This is a genomic window from Photobacterium proteolyticum (assembly GCF_001939735.1).
GTDB classification, from domain to species: Bacteria; Pseudomonadota; Gammaproteobacteria; order Enterobacterales; family Vibrionaceae; genus Photobacterium; species Photobacterium proteolyticum.
Genome location: NZ_MJIL01000099.1, coordinates 99,057 through 124,587, shown reverse-complemented (window position 1 = coordinate 124,587; position 25,531 = coordinate 99,057). Strand labels below are relative to the sequence as shown.

Annotated in this window: 25 protein-coding genes and 2 pseudogenes; 12 read left to right on the top strand and 15 right to left on the bottom strand. The window is 43.9% G+C overall.

From position 1 onward, the window contains the following. From BIT28_RS26760 to BIT28_RS30245, 5 genes and pseudogenes are all read left to right on the top strand, one after another. A pseudogene (locus tag BIT28_RS26760) lies at positions 1–1,414 on the top strand (hypothetical protein); the annotation flags it as partial. A gap of 1 nt (position 1,415) precedes the next feature. Continuing rightward, entirely contained in the window at positions 1,416–1,760 is a 345-nt protein-coding gene (locus tag BIT28_RS26755; protein ID WP_075768011.1) for a DUF2523 family protein, read from the top strand. A gap of 1 nt (position 1,761) precedes the next feature. After that, positions 1,762–3,159, top strand: a complete 1,398-nt coding sequence (locus tag BIT28_RS26750; RefSeq protein ID WP_075768010.1) for a zonular occludens toxin domain-containing protein — start codon at positions 1,762–1,764, stop codon at positions 3,157–3,159. 921 nt (positions 3,160–4,080) lie between these two features. Beyond that, the gene (locus tag BIT28_RS26745) at positions 4,081–5,256 is read left to right on the top strand and encodes a hypothetical protein (protein WP_139310524.1); all 1,176 of its coding nucleotides are present in this window, start codon (positions 4,081–4,083) and stop codon (positions 5,254–5,256) included. Positions 5,257–5,404: 148 nt separating this feature from the next. Beyond that, positions 5,405–5,890, top strand: coding sequence for a type II secretion system protein (locus BIT28_RS30245; protein ID WP_075768008.1), 486 nt, complete (start codon positions 5,405–5,407; stop codon positions 5,888–5,890). Positions 5,891–5,917: 27 nt separating this feature from the next. Here BIT28_RS30245 and BIT28_RS26735 read toward each other — a convergent pair whose 3' ends face one another. Then, on the bottom strand, positions 5,918–6,298 hold the full coding sequence (locus BIT28_RS26735; RefSeq protein ID WP_075768007.1) for a DUF3653 domain-containing protein: 381 nt from the start codon (positions 6,296–6,298) through the stop codon (positions 5,918–5,920). Between the two features lie 300 nt (positions 6,299–6,598). Here BIT28_RS26735 and BIT28_RS30120 point away from each other — a divergent pair, with 300 nt between their 5' ends. Both BIT28_RS30120 and BIT28_RS30115 read left to right on the top strand, forming a co-directional pair. Continuing rightward, positions 6,599–6,781 (top strand): helix-turn-helix domain-containing protein, encoded by a 183-nt coding sequence (locus BIT28_RS30120; RefSeq protein WP_075768006.1) that lies wholly within the window; start codon positions 6,599–6,601, stop codon positions 6,779–6,781. Further along, a pseudogene (locus tag BIT28_RS30115) lies at positions 6,753–7,019 on the top strand (hypothetical protein); the annotation flags it as partial. The gene BIT28_RS30120 and the pseudogene BIT28_RS30115, both read left to right, overlap by 29 nt. A gap of 35 nt (positions 7,020–7,054) precedes the next feature. On the opposite strand, the gene BIT28_RS30110 reads toward BIT28_RS30115, so the two are convergent. After that, a complete protein-coding gene (locus BIT28_RS30110; RefSeq protein ID WP_245823909.1) occupies positions 7,055–7,237 on the bottom strand; it encodes a hypothetical protein in 183 nt (60 codons plus the stop codon). 216 nt (positions 7,238–7,453) lie between these two features. Next, positions 7,454–8,164, bottom strand: coding sequence for a hypothetical protein (locus tag BIT28_RS26720; protein WP_075768005.1), 711 nt, complete (start codon positions 8,162–8,164; stop codon positions 7,454–7,456). Between the two features lie 534 nt (positions 8,165–8,698). Between BIT28_RS26720 and BIT28_RS26715 the strand changes: the two genes are divergently transcribed. Further along, a complete protein-coding gene (locus BIT28_RS26715; protein WP_075768004.1) occupies positions 8,699–10,294 on the top strand; it encodes a BCCT family transporter in 1,596 nt (531 codons plus the stop codon). A 164-nt stretch (positions 10,295–10,458) separates the two neighbouring features. Here the strand turns inward: BIT28_RS26715 and BIT28_RS26710 are convergent, their stop codons facing one another. Beyond that, complete coding sequence (locus BIT28_RS26710) at positions 10,459–10,665, bottom strand: YodC family protein (RefSeq protein WP_075768003.1); 207 nt, start codon at positions 10,663–10,665, stop codon at positions 10,459–10,461. A 337-nt stretch (positions 10,666–11,002) separates the two neighbouring features. Between BIT28_RS26710 and BIT28_RS26705 the strand changes: the two genes are divergently transcribed. Further along, on the top strand, positions 11,003–11,401 hold the full coding sequence (locus tag BIT28_RS26705; RefSeq protein ID WP_075768002.1) for a response regulator: 399 nt from the start codon (positions 11,003–11,005) through the stop codon (positions 11,399–11,401). A gap of 249 nt (positions 11,402–11,650) precedes the next feature. Here the strand turns inward: BIT28_RS26705 and BIT28_RS26700 are convergent, their stop codons facing one another. Further along, positions 11,651–12,370, bottom strand: coding sequence for a PilZ domain-containing protein (locus tag BIT28_RS26700; protein ID WP_245823907.1), 720 nt, complete (start codon positions 12,368–12,370; stop codon positions 11,651–11,653). Positions 12,371–12,693: 323 nt separating this feature from the next. Here BIT28_RS26700 and BIT28_RS26695 point away from each other — a divergent pair, with 323 nt between their 5' ends. Continuing rightward, positions 12,694–12,939 (top strand): hypothetical protein, encoded by a 246-nt coding sequence (locus tag BIT28_RS26695; RefSeq protein ID WP_075768001.1) that lies wholly within the window; start codon positions 12,694–12,696, stop codon positions 12,937–12,939. 94 nt (positions 12,940–13,033) lie between these two features. Here BIT28_RS26695 and BIT28_RS26690 read toward each other — a convergent pair whose 3' ends face one another. The 4 genes from BIT28_RS26690 to matP form a co-directional block, all read right to left on the bottom strand. After that, positions 13,034–13,516 (bottom strand): PaaI family thioesterase, encoded by a 483-nt coding sequence (locus tag BIT28_RS26690; protein WP_075768000.1) that lies wholly within the window; start codon positions 13,514–13,516, stop codon positions 13,034–13,036. Between the two features lie 58 nt (positions 13,517–13,574). After that, complete coding sequence (locus BIT28_RS26685) at positions 13,575–13,988, bottom strand: PPC domain-containing DNA-binding protein (RefSeq protein WP_075767999.1); 414 nt, start codon at positions 13,986–13,988, stop codon at positions 13,575–13,577. 87 nt (positions 13,989–14,075) lie between these two features. After that, complete coding sequence (locus BIT28_RS26680) at positions 14,076–14,381, bottom strand: DUF3634 family protein (protein WP_075767998.1); 306 nt, start codon at positions 14,379–14,381, stop codon at positions 14,076–14,078. Positions 14,382–14,472: 91 nt separating this feature from the next. After that, complete coding sequence (matP, locus tag BIT28_RS26675) at positions 14,473–14,931, bottom strand: macrodomain Ter protein MatP (protein ID WP_075767997.1); 459 nt, start codon at positions 14,929–14,931, stop codon at positions 14,473–14,475. Between the two features lie 317 nt (positions 14,932–15,248). Here matP and BIT28_RS26670 point away from each other — a divergent pair, with 317 nt between their 5' ends. Both BIT28_RS26670 and fabA read left to right on the top strand, forming a co-directional pair. Beyond that, the gene (locus BIT28_RS26670; protein WP_075767996.1) at positions 15,249–16,958 is read left to right on the top strand and encodes an AAA family ATPase; all 1,710 of its coding nucleotides are present in this window, start codon (positions 15,249–15,251) and stop codon (positions 16,956–16,958) included. Between the two features lie 69 nt (positions 16,959–17,027). Continuing rightward, positions 17,028–17,543: a bifunctional 3-hydroxydecanoyl-ACP dehydratase/trans-2-decenoyl-ACP isomerase gene (fabA, locus tag BIT28_RS26665; RefSeq protein ID WP_075767995.1), complete on the top strand. Its 516-nt coding sequence runs from the start codon at positions 17,028–17,030 to the stop codon at positions 17,541–17,543. 248 nt (positions 17,544–17,791) lie between these two features. Here fabA and BIT28_RS26660 read toward each other — a convergent pair whose 3' ends face one another. The 6 genes from BIT28_RS26660 to rlmKL all read right to left on the bottom strand — a co-directional run bounded on the left by BIT28_RS26660 (position 17,792) and on the right by rlmKL (position 25,189). Continuing rightward, positions 17,792–18,208: a GNAT family N-acetyltransferase gene (locus BIT28_RS26660; protein ID WP_075767994.1), complete on the bottom strand. Its 417-nt coding sequence runs from the start codon at positions 18,206–18,208 to the stop codon at positions 17,792–17,794. A 264-nt stretch (positions 18,209–18,472) separates the two neighbouring features. Then, entirely contained in the window at positions 18,473–18,646 is a 174-nt protein-coding gene (gene rmf / locus BIT28_RS26655; protein ID WP_075767993.1) for a ribosome modulation factor, read from the bottom strand. 171 nt (positions 18,647–18,817) lie between these two features. Then, positions 18,818–20,890: a DUF3466 family protein gene (locus tag BIT28_RS26650; protein ID WP_075767992.1), complete on the bottom strand. Its 2,073-nt coding sequence runs from the start codon at positions 20,888–20,890 to the stop codon at positions 18,818–18,820. Beyond that, the gene (uup, locus tag BIT28_RS26645; RefSeq protein ID WP_075767991.1) at positions 20,890–22,815 is read right to left on the bottom strand and encodes an ATP-binding cassette ATPase Uup; all 1,926 of its coding nucleotides are present in this window, start codon (positions 22,813–22,815) and stop codon (positions 20,890–20,892) included. The genes BIT28_RS26650 and uup overlap by 1 nt, the downstream gene beginning before the upstream one ends. Continuing rightward, positions 22,802–23,050, bottom strand: coding sequence for a glutaredoxin family protein (locus tag BIT28_RS26640; RefSeq protein WP_075767990.1), 249 nt, complete (start codon positions 23,048–23,050; stop codon positions 22,802–22,804). Before BIT28_RS26640 ends, uup begins: the two co-directional genes overlap by 14 nt. Beyond that, positions 23,051–25,189, bottom strand: a complete 2,139-nt coding sequence (rlmKL, locus tag BIT28_RS26635; protein ID WP_075767989.1) for a bifunctional 23S rRNA (guanine(2069)-N(7))-methyltransferase RlmK/23S rRNA (guanine(2445)-N(2))-methyltransferase RlmL — start codon at positions 25,187–25,189, stop codon at positions 23,051–23,053. Between the last annotated feature and the right edge of the window lie 342 nt (positions 25,190–25,531).

Here is a 25,531-nt window from a genome sequence, read left to right as displayed (position 1 = left end):
TGGTGGTGACACTGGTTCTGGTGGTGACACTGGTTCTGGTGGTGACACTGGTTCTGGTGGTGACACTGGTTCTGGTGGTGGTGATTTTGGTGGCGGCGGTTCTTCTGGGGGTTCTGGTTCTTCTGGGGGTTCCGGTGGTGGTTCTAGTTCCGGTGGTGGTTCCAGTTCTGGCGGTACCAAAGGGGAAAAAGGTGATAAAGGCGATAAGGGCGATAAGGGAGACAAAGGCGATAAAGGCGATAAGGGAGACAAAGGTGACAAGGGTGAAGATGGCATTGATGGTATAGATGGCCGTGACGGTGTTGATGGTAAAGATGGTATTAATGGCCGTGATGGTGAAGATGGCAAAAATGGTATCAATGGTCGTGATGGTCAAGATGGAAAGAATGGTGCTCGTGGCTCTCAAGGTATCCAAGGTTTACAGGGTTTAAAAGGAGACCCCGGAGAGCCTGCTGATTTAACACCTGTATTAAATAAGATTTCTGCTTTGAAGTCTTTTAACAGTGAAAACTTTACTGATATTAAATCTAATACGTTCGGTATTGCATCCAGTATTGATGGTTTAACCCAATCTAATAAAAGTGCTTTGACTGATATTAAAACTGCAACCTTGGGCCTTGGAGATAAGCAGGGAGAATATCAGGCGGTTATTGCTGCCAAGCTGGATGAATTAGGTGGTGATTTGGGTGTCGGTATTGCTGAACTGGATAAACGCTCTGGTAAGGGAAATGATCTCCTTGCCAATATCGAGAAGTTAACGTCTGACTTGGGTAATCAGAATAATGATTACTTAAATAGTATTTATGAAAATACCATGGGACAGCTAGATAAGGCTTTTGCTCAGCATGATGAATCTAAGAAACAGACAGCGTTATTACAGACATTGTCTGATACTGGCGTGTCGGTTGATATGGATGCTACCAATAAGGAACTACAGGATATTAATGCCAAGCTTGAGGAAATAAATAAACTTAATGGGACTAGTAATGATGTTCTGAATGAAATTAGCGGTAAGTTGGATAAAGAAGTTGATTTGTCTTCTGTTGAAAATAAGTTGTCCGGGCTAAATCAGGAAATTAGTGATATCGGTAATTTGCTAAATAAAGGACCAGGTAAAGCCTCCCCTCATCGTGATATCGGTTCTTCGGTAATCGGTGATGATGATTTTAAGACTCTCAGGGACTCTATAGCAGGCAAGAAGCATCAGCTAGATACCATGTTTGATGATGTCGGCCTTAACTTCTCTACGTCCTTTGATGCGGGTTATTTGTCTGATTCTTCGATGAATATCAAGGGTGTTGAGGTAGATACGAGCCTGACAAAGATGGCTTCTATTGGTGATGATATTCGCCCTGTCATTATTTTTATTTTTGCCCTTACTTGTCTTTGGGTGATTTTCGGGAGCAAGAAATAATATGGAATATATATATAGTATCCTTCAGATTCTTGGTGATGGTATTTCATCGGTGGTTGTGTTTATTCTAAATATCCCCCACTACATTGAGCAGTTATTTATTTATCTGGGTTTGCTGTTATTTGATATTTGGCTGGATACCAAGATTTATACATTGAACTTGGCTCTGACGATAGCCAGGGAACTGTTATCTAATTATGGGGTTTATGACTTGATTGAAATAGCTTTCAATCGCCTTTCCCCTGATGTTCGTTATGTACTGACAGCTTACGGTTTCCCTGATGGGTTAAGAATGTTGTTTGATGCCTATGCAACGGCATTTGTTTTGCGTGTTCTGGGGTGGTGATATGGCGGTTTCTTTTCGTTATGGGGCTAACGGTTCGTATAAGTCGGCCTGTGCGGTCTGGTTTGACTTGCTGCCTAACCTGCGTGCGGGTCGTGTCTGCATCACCAATGTCGAGGGCATGCAACCATTAAAGGTGATCGAGAAACGGCTGGGTGAAAAGTTTCCTGATTCGGCCCAGCTAATCAGGATTAGTTCTCGTAACCTGCCGGGCGTTAAGCTCTGGCAAAACTGGTTCTGTTGGGCACCTATCGGCTCGTTCCTGCTGATAGACGAGTGTCAGGATTTGTTCGGTAAGCATGTCGGCTTCAAGATGGAAAAACAGCAACTCTTACCCTTCGAGGAGTTTGAGCCTGATTTGCCAGCTGGCTTTAGAGAGCTGTTTGAATCTAAATGGCAGCCTGTTGATATCGAAAATATTGATGACGGTGAACTGGATGATACGGGCCGGACGCAATATGACGAAACGGGCCGCTTGCTTTATCCCTTCGAGTTTAACGGTGCGTTCATGCGTCACCGTAAATACAACTGGGATATTGTCATGCTTACGCCTGACTTTAAGCAAATCCCCTCTGAGGTTAAGGGCTGTGCCGAGGTTGCCAGACAGCATAAGAATACCGATATGCTGTTTCGAAAGCGTAAGCCGCGTGTCTATGAGCATCACCCTACTGTGGCAACCACCAAGCCAGCCAAAGATGATTTAATTTACTACCAGAAAGTACCCGTTGCGGTACACCTGCTTTATTCGTCGACGGGTACGGGCAAGCAAACTAAATCCGGTCAGGCCGTCGCGCTTTTCAAGCAACCAAAGATTCTAATTGCGTTTTTAATTGTGTTCTTTTGTATGGGGTATTTAATTTATGCGTTATCCGGTTTTCTTACTGATGATGTGGCTTCGGATTCGTCGGTTACTGAAGGCGGTCAAGTTGCCGAGGTTTCGGGTGCTCAATCATCCTCTGATGTTGAGACTTCGGGGGATATTGACCAAAGTGCTCCGCGTTCTGGGGGCTTGGGTACTGGTGCTGGTCGCAACGGTGATCATAAAGCGTCTGATTCTGGTCATTTTCGTTTAGGTGGTTTGGCTTCCTTCTTTCCCTATAACGGGGCCGAGGAAGTTTATGTGTCCAGTGTCTTGGTTAGCCGTCGCGGAGAGACGGTTGACCTAGACCTGTTGCTTAAGGTGGTATCTCGTTCTGGGGTGTTCTACCTGAACAAGAAACACCTTGAGCTGACGGGGGTGTCTTTTGTGGTACTGGATGAATGCCTTGTACAGATTAAGAAAGGTGACTTGGTTCATTTCCTTACCTGCCCGCCTGTTGGGAATGGCTTTGACCAGCAGCTGGCCAACAACACTAAGGCGGATGAGCGGCGTATTGATAAGCCGCAAGTAAGTTTATTTTGATTTTCGTAATTTACTTTCACTAATGTGTAATTATCTATGTAATCATTACATTTGAATTCCTATTGCATTTATCTTTTTGTGCTTCTGCTTAAAATCTGGTGGTGTTTTGTGTATGCCTTGCTTGGTTTTTAAATAAAAATGAATGTCCTTAGTTGGTTTTTAAATACATTAATATTTTTATCACTTTCATTTATGTTATTAACTTTCAGGTGGGTGTTTTTTATGCCGAAGGCATGCCAAGGCAACTCGTTGTGGTTGATTTTTGCAACAGGTTTCAAATTGCCGTGCCCGACCATGCTGATAACTGCCTGAAAACCCCTCCTTCCTGCTTAGCCTGCTTTTGGGTTCAGGGCTCTCCTATTCTTCGGTTCTTTCTTAGATGTCTTGTGTGTTGGTTTTGCTTGTTCTCAGGACGCCCAGAGCGGCCGAGCGAAGGCTGAGCGAGAAGCGACGGAAGGACGAGAACCCCCGTACTGTATCACGGGGGTAGATTCCACCATTACTTACGGCGTGCGCCTTGATGGACTGTCAGCACCGGTGATCTTGAAAGTCGAATAACAACAGGACTCGCAACGCCTTGTAACCGATAAATCTGTCCTTTCTTCATGGCGTTGATTGAATCGAAAGAATGATACTAGCCTCTTTACCTCGTGAGGCTGCATGTACATAGTCAGAGGTATAGACGTGATTTTGGCGGTTTCAGCTCGGTACTCCCCCGTACTAGATTGCAAGCTGTTACCGCCAATCCTCCCCTTCCAAACCGTAACTAACTTTCAAGGCAGTTATGTACAGATTTGCAGTTAGATATATGCCATAATTTGCGCTATTGAGCGTTAAGTGACCGAAGTCTCTGTTTTTGTGCGTAAAATCGGTCATTTAACATAATGGGTGTTTTATGAACTATATATAATGAGGTTTATTTTGAATTGGCTTGAATCAGAGTTAATTAAAAGTGAGTTTGATGGAAATACGTACAAGGTGCCTACAAATTGGCTGCATTTACATTATTATGAGGCATATAATATATTGTTTCGTTTTGAAAACTCTTTAAGGGTTTTTGTTTATACCATTCTTAAAGTTAAGTATTTAGATAAATGGCAAGAGGTTAATTGTGATGGAAAGCAAATTAAATCTTTAATTTCACCACGCGTTAAGCATGCCGATAAGTTTGGTTATTTAGGAGAAAAGATTACATCTCCCCTAGTTCATTTGACAGCAGGAGAACTAATCAAAATTATATTATCTGAGGCTAACTGGCCTACATTCAAGCCATACTTCAATGGCGGAAAAGATGTGATTGATAATAAGCTTCATGAGATTTTAACGGTAAGAAATTCTATTGCACATTTTCGTCCGATAAAATTAGATGATTTACAGTTAATAAAGCAAAATATTCGTCATGTCTTGATGTCTGTTGAGGGTTGTTTGAACAATCTTTACTCAATGTCTACTAGGGTGCCGACAAATACAACTGATGAATGGTACCAATCCATTTCTTCATTAGGTAATTCGTTTGTAGATGTTAATATGATATATAGTGATGATGAGTCATGGGTCAAAGTCCAGCTTAATTATACAAATAGGAAGTTGACTGAAAGACAATCTAACTTTTTGTTTTATGATGTTTCGAAATTAATGACTTCAAGCATTTGCACTGAGTTTCCTGAATTAATTAAATTCTGCATATTTTATGATGAAGCTGTTTTGTCGCCGACTTTGAATTCAGACTTCTCAATTACTGCAAAAAAAATCGTCAACTTCACTTTCAATAAGGATATCTTAGTAAAGAACTATGAGCAGATATCATCATCATTTAATTCATTGATTGATTTGATTGATGAAGAAACCAAGCTTATTTATTCTGACAACTTAGCCAGAGGGAAAATAATTCGAAGTTGTTCTATTTCTGCTTTTTATCAAGAGGCGAAAGAAAGATGGGATTATAATTTTGATAATTTACCAGATAGTTATCAATCGACTCATGCAATTGAATATTTCGGTAAATCAACTTACGTATCTTCTGATTATGTATCAACAACAAATAAATACCCTTGGATGACTTCAGATATTTCTAAACATAGTATGATTCCATTTTGATACAACCCCGTCTAGTAATACGGGGTGAAAGTTTTGGGTGCGGCATGCCTTACAGCGTGGTGCGCCTTTATCACAATGTAGTATTTATTTGATGTAGTGATGCACCTGTTGCATAATCAACCAGTTTTCTATTGGTTGAGGTCTGGTTTTGAAGTTTCGTAAGGGATTTACGCTACTTGAGTTTGTGATAGTTTTGATTGTTTTGGGGATTATTGCTGTTACAGCTGCTCCAAGATTTCTTCGTGTAAAAGATGACTCTATTAGCTCAGCGTATACAAGTATTGCAGGATCACTTCGCTCAGCTGTTTCTCTTTTCCACGGAAAGTGGTTGGTTGATGGTGGGCCTGACCCCAATGTAGCAGAAGGCCGTTCTGGGGATTGGGGTTACAAAATTTATAATCTTCACTTTAATAAACATGGTTACCCTAGGTTAATTGGTGATGTTCAAACTTGTGAAAATATCATTGAAAACTTGCTACCTAACTCAGGTTTGACTCGCGATGATTATGAAGAACCAATACTCACAGGGGATGGGTTGGATGGTAATAAATGTATCTTTGAGTTTACTTTAGTGCCTTATACTCTAACTTACTCCGAAACTACTGGTAAAGTAACGTTAGATAAGCGCAGCTAGCCCATAAGCCCCATTTTGGGGCTTTTTTTATTGGCTCTTATTGGTGTTCATGCTGTTTAGCAATCTAGCTGCTTTCATTATTTCCATTTTACCTAGCCTGTCGCTCTCATTGTTTAGCTCTAATAGTGCGTTACCTGTAATGATTCTATCAGGTGTCAGGCTCCACCCTCCGGGTACAATGAGTTCCTCTTTATTGATTCTCCAGCCCTCCCAATTTTCATTTAGAGCGCCCAATTCCCTGCCGGAGTACATTTTCATAAGCCTTCTGCATTCTGGGGGTATGTCTTGCCCATAATCCCAACGCGTGACGGTCCTCACACTTTTGAAACAAAGGTTAGCTGTCTCAATCTTTGATAACCCGCAAGTGAATTTTCTGAAAATGTAATTGTTAGTTAATTTTTTGGACATGGTGTCACTTTTTGCAATCCTTAGTTAATGAGGAATTGCATAATAAACACAGTGAATATCCACAAAGTGTATATTTTTCTGATGATTATCGTTTAACATAAGACAATCATAATGCGTACTCGGGTTGTAAGATCTAGTTAGAGGTGCCAGGTTTGAGCCAGATTGAAATGTCATGTTGAACTAGCTTTTAAGCACGCTTTCTTTACCGTGTTTGGGGCCTTTGGATGCTATTGACCATGACTGACAAATCAAGCTCAAGATACCTGTGACAAATGCATCACCGGTGTCGAAGCTGCCCGTTTGCTTAAGCTGAGCCCTCGCCAAGTTTATCGTTTGGTCAAACGCTTCGCTGAGTTCGGCGCTGCCGGTTTGGTTTCTTTAAGGCGTGGCCAGCCCGGCAATCATCGCTACGATGATAAATTGAAATTACAGACATTGGCATTGCTCCATCAACGATTGTTTTGGCGAGATGATCCAGATTAACGGCTCCCACCATGACTGGTTTGAAGGCCGAGTGCTCAATGATCTGAATATCGAGCTCATCTGCGCCAACAGTTCGCAAGCCAAGGGCCGCGTCGAGCGTGCGAACAAAACGTTACAGGATCGCTTAGTCAGGGAGATGCGTCTGCAAGGCATAAATACCATCGAGCAAGCCAATGCCTGGCTCCCCGACTTTACCGCTGATTTCAATCGCCGCTTTTGCCAGGACATGCATCGGCCTGACGGTACCATTGCCATCCAGTATGGCACCGGAAGTTAGAATTCAAAATCTTCGACAATCTGGCCGAGGTTGACCAGGGACAAGTCGTTGACAACTAGCGCCTCGGTGCAGTACTGAAATTTGCCCAGGCCAAGCAGGAAGAGTTCGAGCAGCAACAAAAACGCGGGCGCAGCAAGAAAGCGCCGAAACGGACCGCCCAGCAGCGGGCAATCCGGCAACTTGAACAGCTAAACCCGGTATTGATTCATCCCGAACAATTTAAAGCCGGCAGCCGGAAGAAACCCTGACTTCCCTGCTCTGCCGCCTCTCACTGAGCAGGCTGAACGACCTTGAAGAGAGACATTGTAATCTGGGGAAGCATGCAGACATTTTCAAACGGGATAAACCGCACAGTGAAAGCAAAGGGGCTCATTGAGCCCCTTTATTCCACCGGATTAGCTTTTAACTGCATTACCCCAGAGTAACGCAGTGTCATTGCCTAGAATGCCTGCAACGTACTGTGTGCCATTGCGGCTAACTGTCATCAATACACCATGATAGTCACCATTTAGGGATGCATCGTTACAGCTAACGGCGGTGGCCTTATCGATATTGAACAGATCGCCGTTACGCTTTAGGTTGCCTGAAATGGTACACATACCATTTACTGAAAATGAACCATCAGCGTTGACTGTCCACGTACTGCCGTCTGAAGGGTTAGTGTGCGTACCGACAATTTGGTCCAGAGGTAATGATGCGCTGGCTTTATCCATTGAATACACGATGTTGGTGTTGTCAATAACAGCAGTCAATGTCCCCACGCTTCCAACAAAGCTGGCTGTCATTGTCTGGTCCGGGTCATAAGCAAAGCCATTACGGTCGGCAAGAGTCATGCCTTTTGTATTCATCTGGTTCTTGCTGGTTGTTGCACTGTCAACAATAAGCACTGAACCGTAGTTGAAATCACCGACGATAAGATTATTTTTGGTGCGCTTTGAATCTACTGCCATAACAATAAAGTCATTGCTATTGATATAAATTCCATTGCCTGAAAATGATTGCGCTGTCGTTGGCGTTGGTGTGGTATCAGAGCCACCTCCTCCGCAGCCTACCAACCCAACGGTCGTCAAAATACCCAAGCCAATCATTAATTTAGTTTTACTCATTGTTATATTATCCATGTTGATATGAACCAGAAAACATATCAAACAAAAGCATTTAAACACATGAGCACCATCAGGTTATTAGTGTTTTTACTCGACAAATTGTTTGTGATTACGGTAGGTCGACCTTTTCTTTTTGAGTAGCTCCCATCATTACATATTAGAAGGTAGTAAGCTCCAACCATTCGCTTACCAATACGATCAGAAATAAAACCCTCGGCTGAGACTCAATGAGCCAAGATATGAAGCGCACCTGAAATGCTTAGAGGACAATTGACTTCACACGAAAAGTGCTTCCCCCTTAGCTTGTCAATTAATTAGATATCTAATATTTCAACCTAAAAAAACAACCAACCACATGCATAAATACGCGTTTTTATTAGTCAATTTCAGAGTGAATTTGGTTTTTATCGTCATTTTTGTTACTATCTTTCAAAATTTCATTCAGTACTCTAAAGAATTTACCTTTTATCCCATTAAAAAAAACGGCTAAAAGTCACCGGGAATGCTTAGTGTGCTAATCGAATAAGGACTAAAATGTCACAAATCAGGGACAAATACAGTATCGACAATACTGACTATACAGTCGGTCAGGACAACATTCAGAAATGGGGATTTGATGTTCACAATCCAGTTTTTGGTATCAGTGCTGGACTGATCATTTTCTTTATCGTTGCGCTTCTTGCAACAGAGCCTTCAACAGCCAAAGCAGCACTAGACGGCATTAAATGGCAGATCATCAATAACTTTGATGGTTTGATTATGTGGTCTGGTAATATCTTTTTGATTTTCAGTTTAGCTCTGGTTGTCTCCCCTTTTGGTAAGATCCGCATCGGCGGAAGAGAAGCTAAACCTGAACATTCTAATAGTTCATGGTTTGCGATGTTATTTGCTGCAGGTATGGGCATCGGCCTTATGTTCTGGGGCGTCGCAGAGCCAGTGGCCTACTATACGGGTTGGTATGAAACGCCGCTGGGTGTCGAAGCTAATACATCTGAAGCGGCTAAAGTTGCTCTGGGCGCAACGATGTTCCACTGGGGACTTCACCCATGGGCAATGTACGCAATAGTCGCGCTTTCACTTGCATTTTTTGCCTATAACAAAGGCTTGCCGCTTTCAATGCGCTCCATTTTCTACCCAATCCTTGGTGATCGTACCTGGGGTTGGTTTGGGCACATCATTGATATTTTGTCGGTTATCGCAACGCTGTTTGGCCTTGCGACATCACTGGGCTTAGGTGCGCAGCAGGCTGCAAGCGGCATTAGTCACGTATTTGGTGTCGATGTAGGTATTGGCTTGCAAATTGGCGTGATTATCTTTGTTACTTGCCTGGCTGTAGTTTCAGTTATTCGTGGTATCGATGGCGGTGTCAAAGTTCTCAGTAATGCAAACTTACTCATTGCATTCGCCCTGCTATTGTTTGTTGCCCTTGTTGGCTTTGCCATTACGCTCAATACACTACCAACAACTCTTATGGGCTACATTGAAAACATCGTGCCGCTCAGCAACCCGCATGGCCGTGAAGACGAAACCTGGATGCATGGCTGGACAGTATTCTACTGGGCTTGGTGGATCTCCTGGTCTCCATGTGTAGGTATGTTTATTGCACGTGTATCAAAAGGTCGGACTATTCGTGAGTTTATCATCGCTGTGATCTTCATCCCTACTCTCATTACGCTAGTTTGGATGTCGGTATTTGGTGGTATTGCCATTGACCAGGTAGCTAATAAAGTGGGTGAACTTGGTGCAAACGGTTTAACAGACATCACTCTGTCTCTGTTCAATGTCTATGAGGCATTACCGTTAAGCACGATGCTTTCAGTGATCTCAATCGTTCTGATCATGGTGTTCTTTATTACCTCTTCAGACTCCGCTTCTCTGGTTATCGACAGCATTACAGCCGGCGGTAAAGTAGATGCGCCGGTTCCTCAACGTATTTTCTGGGCAACTATTGAAGGTGCGATCGCTGCTGTTCTGCTCTGGGTCGGTGGCACAGAGGCCATCCAAGCGCTACAAGCAGGAGCAATTTCTACGGCTCTACCATTCACTATTATCTTATTGACAATGTGTGTGAGCTTAATGATGGGAATGCGAACTGAAATGGCTTACTACAAGGTAGCTTATAGCAAGTAGTAAGCGCCGATAAGACTAAACAAAAACTCCACCATAGCGGTGGAGTTTTTGTATTTAATCTCAGAGCAAACAATCTTTTAGTCAAAAGTTACACGGTAATGTGTCGCAGTATTGTGAATCAATATCCCCAAGTCTTTAGACTGTTCTCGAGTCTGCTTAACCATTTAAGCCAGCGCTTCTTGTTGCGCTTCCTCTTGAGGCAAAGGCCCGGCATAGAGACTTAATGCTTGCGATGGAAACTCACACTGCTCTGGGTTCGCGTTGTTTACAAACCATTTGCAACTTATTCGGCTGGAGCCAGATATGCCGACCACAGTCATTAAGGGGCTACCGCTTTTTAAGCGAACAACATCACCGATTTTAAAAGCCATAATCACCTCTCATTAAATTCCTGTATCTATCATAACAGCTTCAATGTATTTCTATCCGATGGGTTCATCACAGTAAAATACTTATATATCTGACATATAGCACAACGACTAGTTATGATTCAAAGAAATTCTGGCAGTACTTTGGGTGACAACGTCACATGGTCGGATTCTCGATAGGTTAGGCATACAATTTCCAAAGTGCAAAAATCAATTTCAAGATAATGAGTGTTTTGTTATCTATGCATGAATCCTTAACGAAGAGTCTTGTTTCGCAACTGTGAGTGTTCTATCTTTATATGCATGTGAATCAATATGATGTGATCAGAGTTGGGTTCGGATGAATAGATTCTTAATTATTGAAGACAATAAATTAATGGCTGAGGTTTTATCTCAAATCATACGAAAATGTATCTCCCCGAAAGAAATCATCAAGGTGAGCAACATTGCATCAGCACAAAAACTAATTATCGATTCAAGCTATAAGATTGATGCTATTTTCCTGGATTTGAATATCGAGAAGCCACTCGATGGCTTAGATTTACTAAGTTATATAAAGCGCACGTTGCCAAATATGCCCGTTTCGATCATCACATCAGAAAATGAAACTGAAGTCGTTAAGAAGGTACTATCTCACCAACCTAATGATTACTTGATCAAGCCACTGTCTGTACAGAAGGTACAACGTAGTTTGGCAAAGTTTAAAGCAAACTCAGGTACTGTAGAGACTGGTTCATAAACTTAGCGAGCATCCTCTTTCTAAGCTATCTCAACTACTGGCTATTTAATTCAACGCTGTCTCCCTACATACCCTTAACTATTTTGAATTACCTTTAAAGCACGCTGTTACACGGTCACATGACTGTGTGGCAATTTGGTATTTTTTAAAATTGGTAAGTCTTAGAGAAAGAAATTTAGTTGTTTTTGTGTTGCAAATAAAAGTTATAGTGCGTTAGGCCATGAACAGAGACAGCCTCTGTTGCTTCATTTACTGATAATGTTTGAATGACAATTTTGAACCGTCAAAAATCAGCTGCGCCAATAATGCCTTTGCTTGCTTCTGGCCGTCAAAATCAAACATCATGCCATAGTAATTCTGAGAGCCTGAGCGATGCACACTTTTTACCAATCCGGTTAATGTGAACATTTTGCCGCTCGCCGGGTTCTGAATCATAACCAAAATAGGCATGTCTTCATCAAGCTGCGGACCATTAATATCTTGATAGAAACAACAACCGTTTTTGGATAAATCTTTAAAATCCACCAGCAGTTCACGTTGCGCTAATGCTATCTTTCCTTGTAGCTTAACGTCATAGCGAGGTTCGCTTCGTAACTGCAACAGCCCCATTGTTCGAGGAAGCTCTAAAACCAATAAACGGGTTGGTTTTAGTATTGTATACATGATTTGTGTTTTGAAATTGACGATCGCTCCCTCGCCTTTCTCAGATATAGCCTTAACGGTTAACCAGAAACCTTGATCAAAGTATTCATCTATAACGGACTTACTTACTGCAGGAAGCTCAAAGAAAATCTCATCACTACTGTTGCTGCCGATAAAAACCGTCTCAATTCGATATAGTCGCCCTAACGGGGTTTTTATACTGATGGTAACCTCGCTACCATGCCTCACCATAGCGATTCCCTGGTTGCCTGGAATGTTTTTTTCTCTGCTCGTGGTGGACAACAGATGTTTATTGAGCTGATTCAATTTCTATCCTGAAATGCTTATATCACTGGTATCAATGAATTCTAATACCAATAGATAATATTACAAGTACCTCTGTTTTAAGCTTATTCTACATGTTGATTTATTAACCAACCCAATATACTTCAATAATTTTCTATATATTTCCAACCCAAAAGTTATAGTGCATTAGGTCATGAGAAATTATAGTGACAAGACTCATATCGCAATCAAAACTGAGTTCTGGGTTCTATCGCCCCCTTAAGAGATGCAATCAAATAACTTGATGTAACTAACAAATCAATTAAAATGCCATCTAACTGATTTACAACGAACAAGCCCCAGATATGGCAATAACTATTCGAGATATCGACAAACACTATTTCATGATTGAAGACTTGAAAGCCTTAACCAATAGTAATGTAACGACGAAAGCGCTAATTAAAGGCGGCTATATGGCCGTAGAGCTGGGCAAACAATACGAAGAAGAAAAAGAGCGCCGGTTAAAAGCAGAGGCTGAATTAGCAGCCATAAGGGAAACCATTAATCAATATTTATCTAGCCAGCAAGCTTTGATCAGTGCAGTAAAATAACTGGTCAATAACAAGATCTATTTACACCGTATTTGGGGTTGTTACTCTCTGCTAAGAGGAAAGTAACAACCTCGTTCAGTATACCCAGGCGGGATCATGTATTTTGCTTCATCCACTCCTCGCTGACCGCAATGGCTTCTACAGTCGCTTCGACACAAACCGTATCATCAACCTTTAGTAAACAGTCGACCTTAGCCTGTTTCTCGTTATAGCCCGAAACAGTCGCTTCCAAAAGTATCCGACTATTAATATTCACCGGACGTTTGTAACGAAGGGACAAGGCACCTGTGGCATACCATAATGGTGTCCCCTTGCCTATTTCTCGCCCCTGTTGCTGATAGGCATAAGCTATTGCAGTACATATACAATGACAATCAATAATTGTCGCAATCACCCCACCATTGAGAAAATGCGTGGGAGCTGCCGTATGAAATGACTGAGGAACAAAATGGCACGCTGCCTTGTTCTCTGCCATCCAGTAGCTCTTGATATGTAAGCCATGATCATTTTCAGTGCCACAACCAAAGCAATGGTTGCCAGATAGCTTGTCCTGGAAGTATTCTGGGGTTGAAGCCATCACGATATCCCTATGACAGACCGATATCTTTCAGTATATACCATAGGGAATCAACAGCTTACTCGCTTTGCAAATGGGTCTTTTCGACAACAAGCTCATCAAAACCGGTTTCAGGATCCAGCTTTCGATTGAATGCTAGGTTCCCATAACTGGCCAGGCAGATTTCTGCAGTATAGGAAACTTCTGACCCATCCATTAGATGGCCACCGTATACAGCACCATTCTTATCTGCGACAGAGATATGCAAATGTACATGTGTCGGCGTCAATGTACCGGACAAGGTCAAAATTTCTAGTGGTCCAGCCAAACTCAATGACTGGCTTTCATCGGCAAGGCGAATATTGGCCGATACTAAGCAGCCAACACAGCTAAGTATGGAGCCAGCCTGAATCGACTCACGCTTAACGTAATCAAAAATAGCCTCTTTGAGGTCTGCGCCTTGTGTCAAACGGAAGGCATGAGGTGTGAGCATAATAAAGCCTGATTAAATACAGTGATAACCATGAAATAAAAATGGCCTCCGAGGAAGCCATTTCTTAAGAATTCCATAAAAAATAGATTAAGCGCGACGACCACGCTTTTTCGGAGAGCTCGTATGAGGAAAAACGTTATGGATACGCTGTTTCACTTTGCTTGGTACACTCTTGGAAAAAACAAGCTTGGTTGCAAAGCGATTTCGATACACCTTTATTTTTCCGGAAAACGGTTGCTTGTGCGCAATGTCTTTACAGCCGATCAGGAATCCATGCGGAATGTTGCCTTTAGACTGGGTTAGCTCGCCATCTTCAAATTTCAGCACCATGATTGGGCGATCTTTGAAAACGAGAAAGATCACAGCAATGGCTAGTACAATGACATATTCCATTCACTTACTCCTTTAAGCGGTTTTCTTTAAGCGTATATTAAAATCTTACATCTGGCCGTTTTGCCAGTCCTAGAAAAGCAACTGACAGATATCATTCGAGATCAATATCTAACAGATCATGCAGATCATTCTTTATGTCCAGCACCTTCTTGCTCGCCTGTTCGGTCTTATTACTTTCACTTAAGAGGTATTCGATTGTATCAGACAGCGTGCAGTCTAGTTCTCTGGATTTCTCTGCCAGTTTTTCCCAGACACGATAATCAAGATCAATGGACTTTTTACGGGTATGAACCTGCTCGGCATTGAAATGTCGTTTACGCTTGGCACGTATAGCCTGCTTCAGCTTCTTATCAAGGTCCGGCGACATATGCTTGTCAATCCATTTAATGACCTTGGTAGGCTCGTGCTCTATCGCAAGTAAGTCTTGTACAGCCGCTTCGGCCTCACTGGTATCGATGTGGCAGGTGATCGCATCACCTTCCTTCCATTTCTTTACCAAGTACTTCCATTTCCAACCGGCTTCGAGGTTTTCAAGCTGCTGATATTTCATATTCGTAGGAGATTCTCAAAAAGACTACACTTAAACTGTGACAGTGTAACCGTAGACAGGAAAAAGCTCAATTACCTATTTGATATATTACTGATTGTTTTCAGAGTGTTCCGGACCATTATCAACTTTTCTTGCAACAAATGATACAGGCGAACTCTTATCCTACACTCTAACCTGAAGCCAGGGCGATAAAAACGAAACGATACCGATACTGAAAAGCGACAACCCGAAAATATCGTCAATCTCTGCCTATTATGCGGCCATTGATTCCTTTATACTGCTGTCCTTTTCACAGTAACGAAATAAAGCTAAAGCCCATGCATGAAGAATCCTGGCGTACAATGACTCCAGACTACTCAAAGTATCAAGCCATCTTAGAGAAATATGACGATCTAACACCAGCGAAAGCCGGTATTTTACAAGATCGTCTAACGGATGCCGTACGCCGATTTACCTGTGTTGAATTGCAACCCCGGGTTCTTCGCATTACCGCACCTGATAACAAGGTCTATCGCGATTATGTTATCGAATTACTGACTCAACATGACGCCAAAAACAAGCAGTCAAAGAGTAGTCATCTTGATGCAAGCCCTATTGTGATCGGCGAGAATGTGACAGAACAAAGTCTTTTTGGTGCTGTTTACCCACCGCTCGACGACAGCAAGCTTACCAAACAACAAATCAAGCACGGACTGGTACACCAGGCAAACAATGGCTACCTCGTCTTATCGGTTACCAGCATACTCAGTAACCCTAGCCTGTGGCCGCGCCTCAAAAGCGTTCTGATGAATGGTAAGCTCGAATGGCAAGCCTCATCCAACAAGACCCTGTACCCGCTTCCCGCCGCCGAGCAGCTAAACGTAAAACTCATCTTGATCGGTGATCGTTACCTCATGGCCGAACTTGAAAATGCAGAACCGGATCTCTCCTCTGGCTTTTCAATGTACGGTGAGTTCGAACAAGACCTGGTGATTAGTGAAGAGAGCCTTCCTTTATACCTCTCTTACCTCAAATCTATTAGCCGTAATGCACAGCTGCCTGATCTGGCCGACCATCACGCACTAACAATCTTACTCAAAACAGGGGCTCGCTACGCCGAAGACCAGACACGTGTTCCTCTGTGCCCTATCTGGCACCAGAGTCTGCTATGTGAAGCTGCCATTGAGTCTCAGGGACAGAAGATTACCGCGCAACACTTGGCAGACTCACTCAAGGCCCGCGAATTCCGTGAGTCATATTTGCCAGAGCGTGCTATCGAAGATATTCACCATGGTCAGGTTGTTATCAACTGCCAAGGAGAAGAAATTGGCCAGGTAAACGGCCTGACCGTTGTTGAGGTACCCGGACACCCTTGTGCATATGGCGAGCCGGCCCGAATTTCATGTGTCGTTCACTTTGGCGACGGCGATATTTCAGACGTTGAGCGTAAAGCCGACCTTGCGGGTAACATCCATGCCAAAGGTATGATGATCATGCAGGCATTTGTCAGTACCGCGTTAGATCTTGACCAACCGCTTCCGTACTCCGCCTCAATCGTGTTTGAACAGTCTTACTGTGAGGTTGATGGCGACAGTGCCTCGCTCGCTGAGCTATGCTCATTAGTATCGGCGCTTGCTATTCAGCCAATCAACCAACAGATTGCTGTCACAGGCGCGGTAGACCAATTTGGTCGTGTACAGGCAGTTGGCGGTATCAACGAGAAGATTGAGGGTTTCTATAAGGTGTGTGCCTTCCGCGGCCTAACAGGCAAGCAGGGTGTTATCCTACCGAAAACAAACCAGAGCAATCTATGTCTCAACGATGAGGTTACCGAAGCGATCAAGGCGGGTAAATTCCACCTATGGACCGTTGAGAGCGTTGATGAGGCCTTGCCTTTGTTAACAGGTAAAGCTTTCCGAGGTGAAGAAGACGACTCAGAAACCTTACTGGCTAAGATTGCACAGCGCATAGATCACTTCCATCATGGTGATCTTGATAGTGAAGTCAGCTGGTTAGCACGTATCCGTAACTGGTTTGTCCAGAACTGATCCGAGTTGTTTGGCGTACATGTGTAAGCTAAATTGCCTCCATACTTTTCAAGGAGCTAAATAAGTCTGATGAAACGCCAGCAATCTTATAATTACGAAGAACTAGTTGCATGTGGTAAAGGCGAACTACACGGTCCAGCTTTCCCATCTTTGCCATCTGACAACATGTTGATGATTGACCGTATCATTGAAATCACTGACGAAGGCGGTGAGCACGGAAAAGGTTTCATCCACGCTGAGTTGGATATCAACCCTGACCTTTGGTTCTTTGACTGCCACTTTAAAGGTGACCCTGTAATGCCAGGCTGCCTTGGTCTTGATGCAATGTGGCAGCTCGTTGGTTTCTTCCTTGGTTGGGCCGGTGGTGAAGGCAAAGGCCGTGCACTGGGTGTAGGCGAAGTGAAGTTCACAGGTCAGATCCTTCCAGATGCAAAGAAAGTGACTTATGACATTCAGCTTAAGCGCGTTATCAACCGTAAGCTAATCATGGGCGTTGCTGATGGCCGCGTTCTGGTAGACGGTAAAGAAATTTACGTCGCGAAAGATTTGAAAGTCGGTCTGTTCAAAGACACGTCTACTTTCTAAGCCAGAACTCATTGATAAAAGGCCGCTTATGCGGCCTTTTTTGTTACCTTGTAACGGTTTTTCCTACTTAACAAAACCCTACTCTACAGCCCAGTCAGTGACAGCGTCACAGCTTGAGCCAATAAAAAACCACCAGCCAAATCATTAGCTTACTCACCTTGCATTAAACACACAGGCCACTTAAAACCAGATAAGTCGTTGAATCATAAAGATTATATCTGCGTTACAGTGTATCGCCCAGCACCTAATCATATTACGAGCTTAATGATATCAGATAGAACCCAGGCACTTTTACAGGCATCGAAGCCTATCTTCGGGTAATACTCTTCTGCTAAAGGCGCTGCTAACAATACAATCTTACACTCAGGCTTCAGCGCTTCTTTTGTTTTCTTGATGAGATACTTCCCAATGCCCATTGATTGAACACTTTCATCTACAGCTAAATCAGACAAGTAACAGCAATAATGATAATCCGTTAGAGACCGGGCAAGACCAACCAACTTACCGTCAAGCCAGGCTGTCACCATTAAACTTGCGTTATCAAGCATCGCTTTGACAATAACTTCACTTTCAAGCGGCCTACGTTCTCCAAGTGATGTCCGATTTAGTAACTCTATAAACTCTTCAGATGTAATTGGATGATTTACTTTATAGTCAACTTCCATACTGCTTCCTCTGAATGTAACGGATCGCTCTGTGGCATTATTTCGAATTGAGAGCGTATACTTAAGGCACATATCAATCCTTGCACTTACTCAAAGTTCTCAATAAACCAGTTGATACAAAATACAAGATTCGCTCTTGGTGATTATTGTGAAGCACAAGTAATTAAGAGAATATTATTTAATTGAATATGTAATTTATAGAGGCTCATAAAAGCAAAAGCCCCTTCTCCTGAGGGGCTTAATAAGGGTGATATGAAGGGAGTGTTATTTATAGAGGCCGGTCTGCCGTTCTTCTCTTGCTTCTCGCCAGCCACCAAGCCAATTAGTACGGGCATCCGGAGATTGATACGGACATTCTTCACTGGAACGACCATTGATACCAGCTTTATAGCCTTGAGCCTGTGCGCGTTCCAAACGATCCCGCTTTTGTCTCTTCATAGTGCGATCCTCATCCTTATCAGAGTTTCTTTCATTACAGTTTCATAATGATGGAGTTTTTGTTACTCCACTTATAAGAATTAGCCAAACAGAACTATTGATCAACCCCAGATACAACTCAGGCTCACAAATTGTGAGCCTGAGTAAAAAATAAGCAATTTTAACAAAAAATTACTTTCTGCGTCTGAAACCAATCAAACCAAGCAGTGTCAAAGCAAACATGCCAAGAGAAGCCCCCTCTCGTTCGATAGTCGATTGCTCCTCAGGACGCTGTTCAATAGTACCGTCTACGATAGGTACCAACTTAACAGCAACTACCTTTTCATCTGTTGAACACTGAGAGTCTTTTGTCAAATTCTGATAACCACCCTCACACTTGAATGCTGTTGCTGAAATAATACCAGCATCGTTAACATCCGTTGCCTGAGCGATTCGGAACGCATTATTATCGGTACTGAAGCTTCCACCATTGGTCAAATCGTCCAGCATCCAAGCCTTGTTGGCCTGAAGTGGCGAATCTTCAATATCGGACCCCGCCATGTAGGTAAATGCACGCTGGCGACGCTGACGACCATTAACCTGGTTAACACTCTCTGAGTCCACCCAGCCAACAACCTGATCTTTGTCGTTGATCGCAGACGGATAACCGTTAACGCCTTTGAAGAAGATAGTCGGGTCAATCGAGGAATCTAGTTTCTTCAGCGTACCGGCAGTATTATCGTAGACAAACATCGTTTCAGCATAAGAGCGATTTTCAGAATTAACATTTTTACTGAAACCAATCACCTTATTGTTACTGTTAATGTCTGTCGCCATAGAGAAACGAAGCTTACGAGTATTACCTTCCTCAATATCCAGACCTGGGATAATCGTTCTTTCCCACTGTTCGGAGCCAACGGTAAAACCTGATTTAGGCGTATAGATAGCAGCACGTACGGCGTAATAGTCACCGTCAACGGTATTAACCGAATTATTGGCAATTGAATCTGATGAAAAACCTACTGCAACAGGCTGGTTGCCTACCAAAGCTACCGCGCGTGCAGATGCCTGGAAAGAACGAATTTCTTCATTGTCAGGATCTAACGCCGGATAAGTCTTTCCCTTACTATCGACTCTATCTGCTAAAGGTTCAGCATTCACAGACGCTGTACCAGTATTATCGACAGTCCAGAAAACCGCATCATTCGCAAAGACAGAGAACTGACACTCCTTTGTGGTAAACAAGTTGTTTACATCACTCGCAGTAGTTGCACATTTCTCAAATTCACCATCATTAAGTGACAAACGATCTTTCCCATCTGTATCTGACGGAAGCTTATTATCGTCTGACAGTTTACTGGTACTAAATGAAGCACTACCAACGACCAATAGCTGACCGTTGTACTCAACAGCATCCCAGGCCAGAGTCTGGCCCATCTGAGTAACCAGCGCCTCGGAAGTCGATACCGGGTTTAGAGCTGATTTTGCCGGTGTCGCACCAGCATTAACGAAGCCACGCTTGTTGAACTGACGCGCATAGCGGTTATTGCTTTCAAAATACGCCGAACTAGTGATGCCTAACTGAAATGCGTTACCAGAGAACTGACCAATACGGTTAACAACACCATTGGTTGTTTCATGGGTCGACACTTTTGTACCCAACGCAGCAACTGTTGCCGAGTCGTAATTGGATGCATCCTCAGCAAAGGTTTCAACTCTTTTTAGTTCGCCCGCTGTTTCTTCAATCAGCGGGAAAGCATTGGAATAGTAGTTCTCGTTCCAGGCAACATGTTCACGATGAAGGCCTCCGAAACCGCTCCCGTCCTGAGCATTTTCTTCATTGAAGTTAAGGCCGTAGTAAGCGGTATTTGCCCAATCATCACAAGTATTAAAACCAAGGTTGTTAGTACAGTATGAACGCAGTCTAAAGAAATCATTAACTTCCTGACGGTTATCACTGATGAACGGCACTTCATCTCGATAATTAATCCCATCGCTACCCAGGCGGCTTTCACCGAAGATTGCATAAGTAGAAGCGTCACAACTTTGGGTAAAGCAGTTTTCCGAGCCTGAGCTCTCGACACCCTGAGCATAGAACTCGACACGGCTTTGAACATCAGACGTGTTCTTGCTGTAATACTGAAGCGAGCCGACACCACTGCTGGCGCCATCGACTTCTACAATCTGATAAACAGCTGCATTTGCCTGAGTAACACCAGCAATAAGTACTGCCAGTGTCGATAACTTTAACGTCTTATGTTGCATTAGGATTCCTTCTGCATTGCCTCTAGCTCTTCCCAGCGTTCAAATGCTTGCTCAAACTCCTCTTCTGCTTCCGCTAAGCGGCCCAGAGTTGCCTGAGTATCATTATTCACATCCTGGAAGAACGCAGGATCATTGATTGACTCCTGCAGCTGTGCAATTTCATTTTCCAGTTCTTCGATTTTTTTCGGCAGGTCTTCAAGCTCTTTCTGAAGCTTGTATGACAGCTTCTTACCTGAGCGTGAACGTGTTTCCTGACGCTGTTTGTTCTCTTCTTTCTTCTTGGCAGCTTCTATCTGTTCTGCCTGCGCCTTCGCGATTTGTGTCAGCGAATTTGCACGTTGTTCCTGGGCGTCGTGGTAACCACCAACGTATTCATCAATGACACCGTTACCTTCGAAGAGCCAGCTCGTTGTTGCTGTGTTATCAACAAATTGACGATCGTGACTAACTAAAAGTAATGTCCCCTGATAATTGGCAAGTATTTCTTCCAAAAGTTCCAACGTTTCGATATCTAAATCGTTGGTTGGTTCATCAAGTACCAATAAATTATTTGGCTTAAGGAACAATTTTGCCAATAACAGGCGATTCTTCTCTCCGCCAGACAAGGCTTTGACTGGTGTACGGGCACGGCGCGGATGGAACAAGAAGTCCTGAAGGTAGCCCAACGCATGGCGAGTACGGCCATTTACCGTCACTTCCTGCTTACCATCTGCCAGGTTATCCATAACCGTTTTTTCAGGATCAAGTACTTCGCGGTACTGATCAAAGTACGCCACTTCTAGCTTGGTACCGCAATGGAAGTGACCCTGTGATGCCTCAAGCTGCCCTAGCATGACTTTTAGCAAGGTACTCTTGCCGCAGCCGTTAGGGCCAATCAGCGCAATGCGGTCGCCACGCATCACATTAAAGCTAAAGTCTTTGATAATTGGCTTGTCGCCGTAGCTATAGGAAATGTGCTCAGCTTCGAACACGATTTTACCGGAGCGGTTGGCTTCCTGAAGCTGCATGTCCGCTTTACCAACGACTTCTCGGCGCTCACTACGTTCACGACGTAGCTGCTTCAACGCACGAACACGACCTTCATTACGGGTACGTCGCGCTTTGATGCCCTGACGGATCCAAACTTCTTCCTGGGCAAGCTTTTTGTCGAACTCGGCATTTTGCTCCGCCTCGACACGCAGCATCTCTTCTTTGGCATCGAGATACTTGTCGTAATCCCCCGGGAAAGAAGCAAGCTTACCGCGGTCAAGATCGATAATGCGCGTTGACATCGAACGAATAAATGCACGGTCGTGAGAAATGAAGACGATCGAACCACGGAACTCTTTCAGGAAGCCTTCCAGCCACTCAATCGTTGAGACGTCCAAGTGATTAGTCGGCTCATCAAGCAGCAGAATATCAGGGTCACACACCAAAGCACGTGCCAATGCGGCTTTTCGCTGCCAGCCACCAGAAAGGTCTTTTAGCAACGTTCCTGGCTCTAACTGGAGGTGCTCTAGAACCGAGGCTATTTTGTTGTCGAACTGCCAGGCATCGGTATGGTCAATTTTACCTTGAGCACGTGCCAGCTTATTAATATTCGATTCAGACGGGTCGCTTGAGATGAGAGCCAACAAATGGTGATATTCACGAAGCACCTGACCTATTTCGGCAAGCCCTTCAGCCACATAGTCAAATACCGTTCCCTCTGCGTTACGAGGAGGATCTTGTTCAAGACGTGACACTGTAAGTTCTGACTGACGTTGAATGCTACCGTCATCAAGCAACACCTCACCATCGATGACTTTCATCAGGGTCGATTTACCCGCACCGTTGCGGCCAACCAGACAAACACGTTCGTTTGGCTGCAGAATGAACTCTGTACCATCAAGGAGTGCGTGATCGCCATACGCTAGTTGCGCGTTACTAATTTTAATTAATGCCATTATTGTTTAACCATACTGCAAGCTCGGCTGCATCAAATGGCCAGCCAAGTTCGGAGATTGAATCAGGATGTTGAATTGATAGCACAGGGATGGTGACGCCGTAACGTGAAAAGAGCACGTCATCAAAGGCGATATCCACCACCTGAACGTGCTCCTGTACACCCGCGTCGATGAGCAGGCTATAAGCCTGCTCACAGAGATGACACCCTTCCGTGCTATATAGCGTAATTAGCACTTAGTCTTCCTTGTGTGTAATTATCCAGCAGTTATGGATCTGCTTGTTTCGCGCAAAATCCATAGGAAGCGTTTTATCTGAGATGTTCTTAGCCTGGAGACCAAGTTCTTCCAGCTTGTCGAAATCCATCTTGAAGTGACGCTTGTTGTTCGAGAAAACAATTTGCCCTTCAGGACGCAACATACGCTTCAGGTTTTCCATCAGCATAATGTGGTCACGCTGCACATCAAAACTCTGGTTCATACGCTTAGAGTTCGAGAATGTTGGAGGATCAATAAAGATCAAATCAAAACTCTCGTCCACTTCCTGCAACCATTGCAGACAATCTGCCTGTACAAACTGGTGCTGACGGCCAACCTGACCATTGAGCTCCATATTCTCCTGAGCCCAACGCAAATAAGTGTTTGACATGTCAACGGTTGTCGTTGATTTAGCCCCGCCGCAAGCCGCATGAACCGATGCAGAACCTGTATAGGCGAACAAATTCAGGAAGTCTTTGCCCTGAGCCATTTCACCCAGTTTACGACGTGTAACACGGTGATCAAGGAACAGCCCAGTATCAAGATAATCGTAAAGATTGACCTTCAATTGAACACCATACTCGTTCACTATCATGTGGCGCTCTGCACTTGATAGCTTCTGGTACTGGCTCTTGCCTTTCTGGCGCTCACGCACTTTCAGGATCACTTTGCTGTTATCAACACCTGTTACCTGAATGGTGGCACGGAGAATATCCATGATACGACGGCGAGCGTTTTCTTCAGGCACTGACTTCGGTGCAGCATATTCCTGAATAACCAGATAGTCACCATACTGATCAATCGCCGCATTGTAGTTTGGCAGATCAGCATCGTAGATACGATAGCACTCGATACCTTCTTTCTTCGCCCACTTCTTCAGCTTGGTGATGTTCTTCTTCAATCGGTTGGCAAAGTCAGGGGCAACCTGAGCTTCTTCAAGTGTGCCTTCCTTCTCACCTTCGACCTGCTTAACAGCACCGCCGGTGATCAAATAACTCTTTAATACACAATCCAGTGCGCCGTTACGCAACTTGAACTGCTTATCGGCACGCATACGCAGGCAACTAAGAAGTTCATTAGAAGCTGAGTAGATTGCAGCTGTCGAGCCCGAGAAGGCCAGTTTAAGACGATTACCCAGCTCGCTGTACAATGAAATCAGTTCTGGCGTGGTACCCAGACGCTCACCATATGGAGGGTTACAGATGATCACACCATTTTCAAAACCTTCCGGGCAGATTAGCTGAGTTGCATCACCGTACTCGAAATCAATGAGATCTTTCACACCGGCACGGCCAGCATTATCGCGAGCAATGCTCAATACACGGCGGTCCATCTCACGACCGAAAAATTTGGTTTCAACTTTCGCCGGACCACGGCGTGCTTTCACCTTGGCTTCAGCATGGATCTCAAGCCAAGCTTCTTTGTCGAAATCTTTGATAGATTCAAAACCCCAGCGCTTACGCTTGATACCCGGTGCGATATCAGCGGCCATCAGCGCAGCTTCAATCAACAGCGTACCTGAACCACACATAGGATCTAGCAGAGGCTTATCTTTCGTCCAGCCACTCTTCATCACCAAGGCTGCAGCGTGAGTTTCACGTAACGGCGCCTTACCCGCATCAGTTCGATAACCACGCTGATGCAAGCCGCTTCCGGCCATATCTAAACCCAGTACTCCTTTCTCTCCAGAAAGACGCATATGGATCCGTAGTTCAGGACGTTCACGGTCGATACTCGGGCGACGAAGATCGGCTTTGGTAAAGCGGTCAACAATCGCATCTTTGACTTTCATTGCGCCGTACTGGCTGTTACGGATTTCGCGGTTAGTCCCGTTGAAATCAACGATGATACGCGTGTCACTATTGAAATAGTTCGTCCAGTTGATCGCCGCAGCACCCAGGTACAAATCCATGTCATCACGGACATTAAATTCGCTCAGTACCTGAATAATTCGAGATGAGATACGTGTCCATAAGCAGCAGCGGTAGGCTGTGGACTGCTCTGCACGGAAACGTACGCCGGCATGGACAACTTGGATCTGTTCTGCACCAAGTTGAGTTAATTCTTCTGCAAGGAGATTCTCAAGTCCTCGTGAAGTGATAGCTAGATATTGATTCATGGAGTTCTTTTCGCACTTTAGTTGGTCAGAATTATAACCGAAAACGTCATAAATACCTCGCCCAAAAGGGTTTCATTTCGGTTATTTAGCCAAAAAAGCACCAAAATTTGCCATCCATTGAAATGCCGCTTGTTTAACAACGTCCTACCAGGCAACAGACGATCAAAAAACAGTCAAATACAGACTAAAGAAACAACCTTAGAAACGACACCAGCGAGTCATTACAAGAAAAACTGAACATCCCCCCACAACGATTTCATCACAAGCTGTAACCATTGGATTAGCAAGACAGTAAGCATTAACTTAACCCCTTTGTTCACACACAGAAACAAAGATTAACCA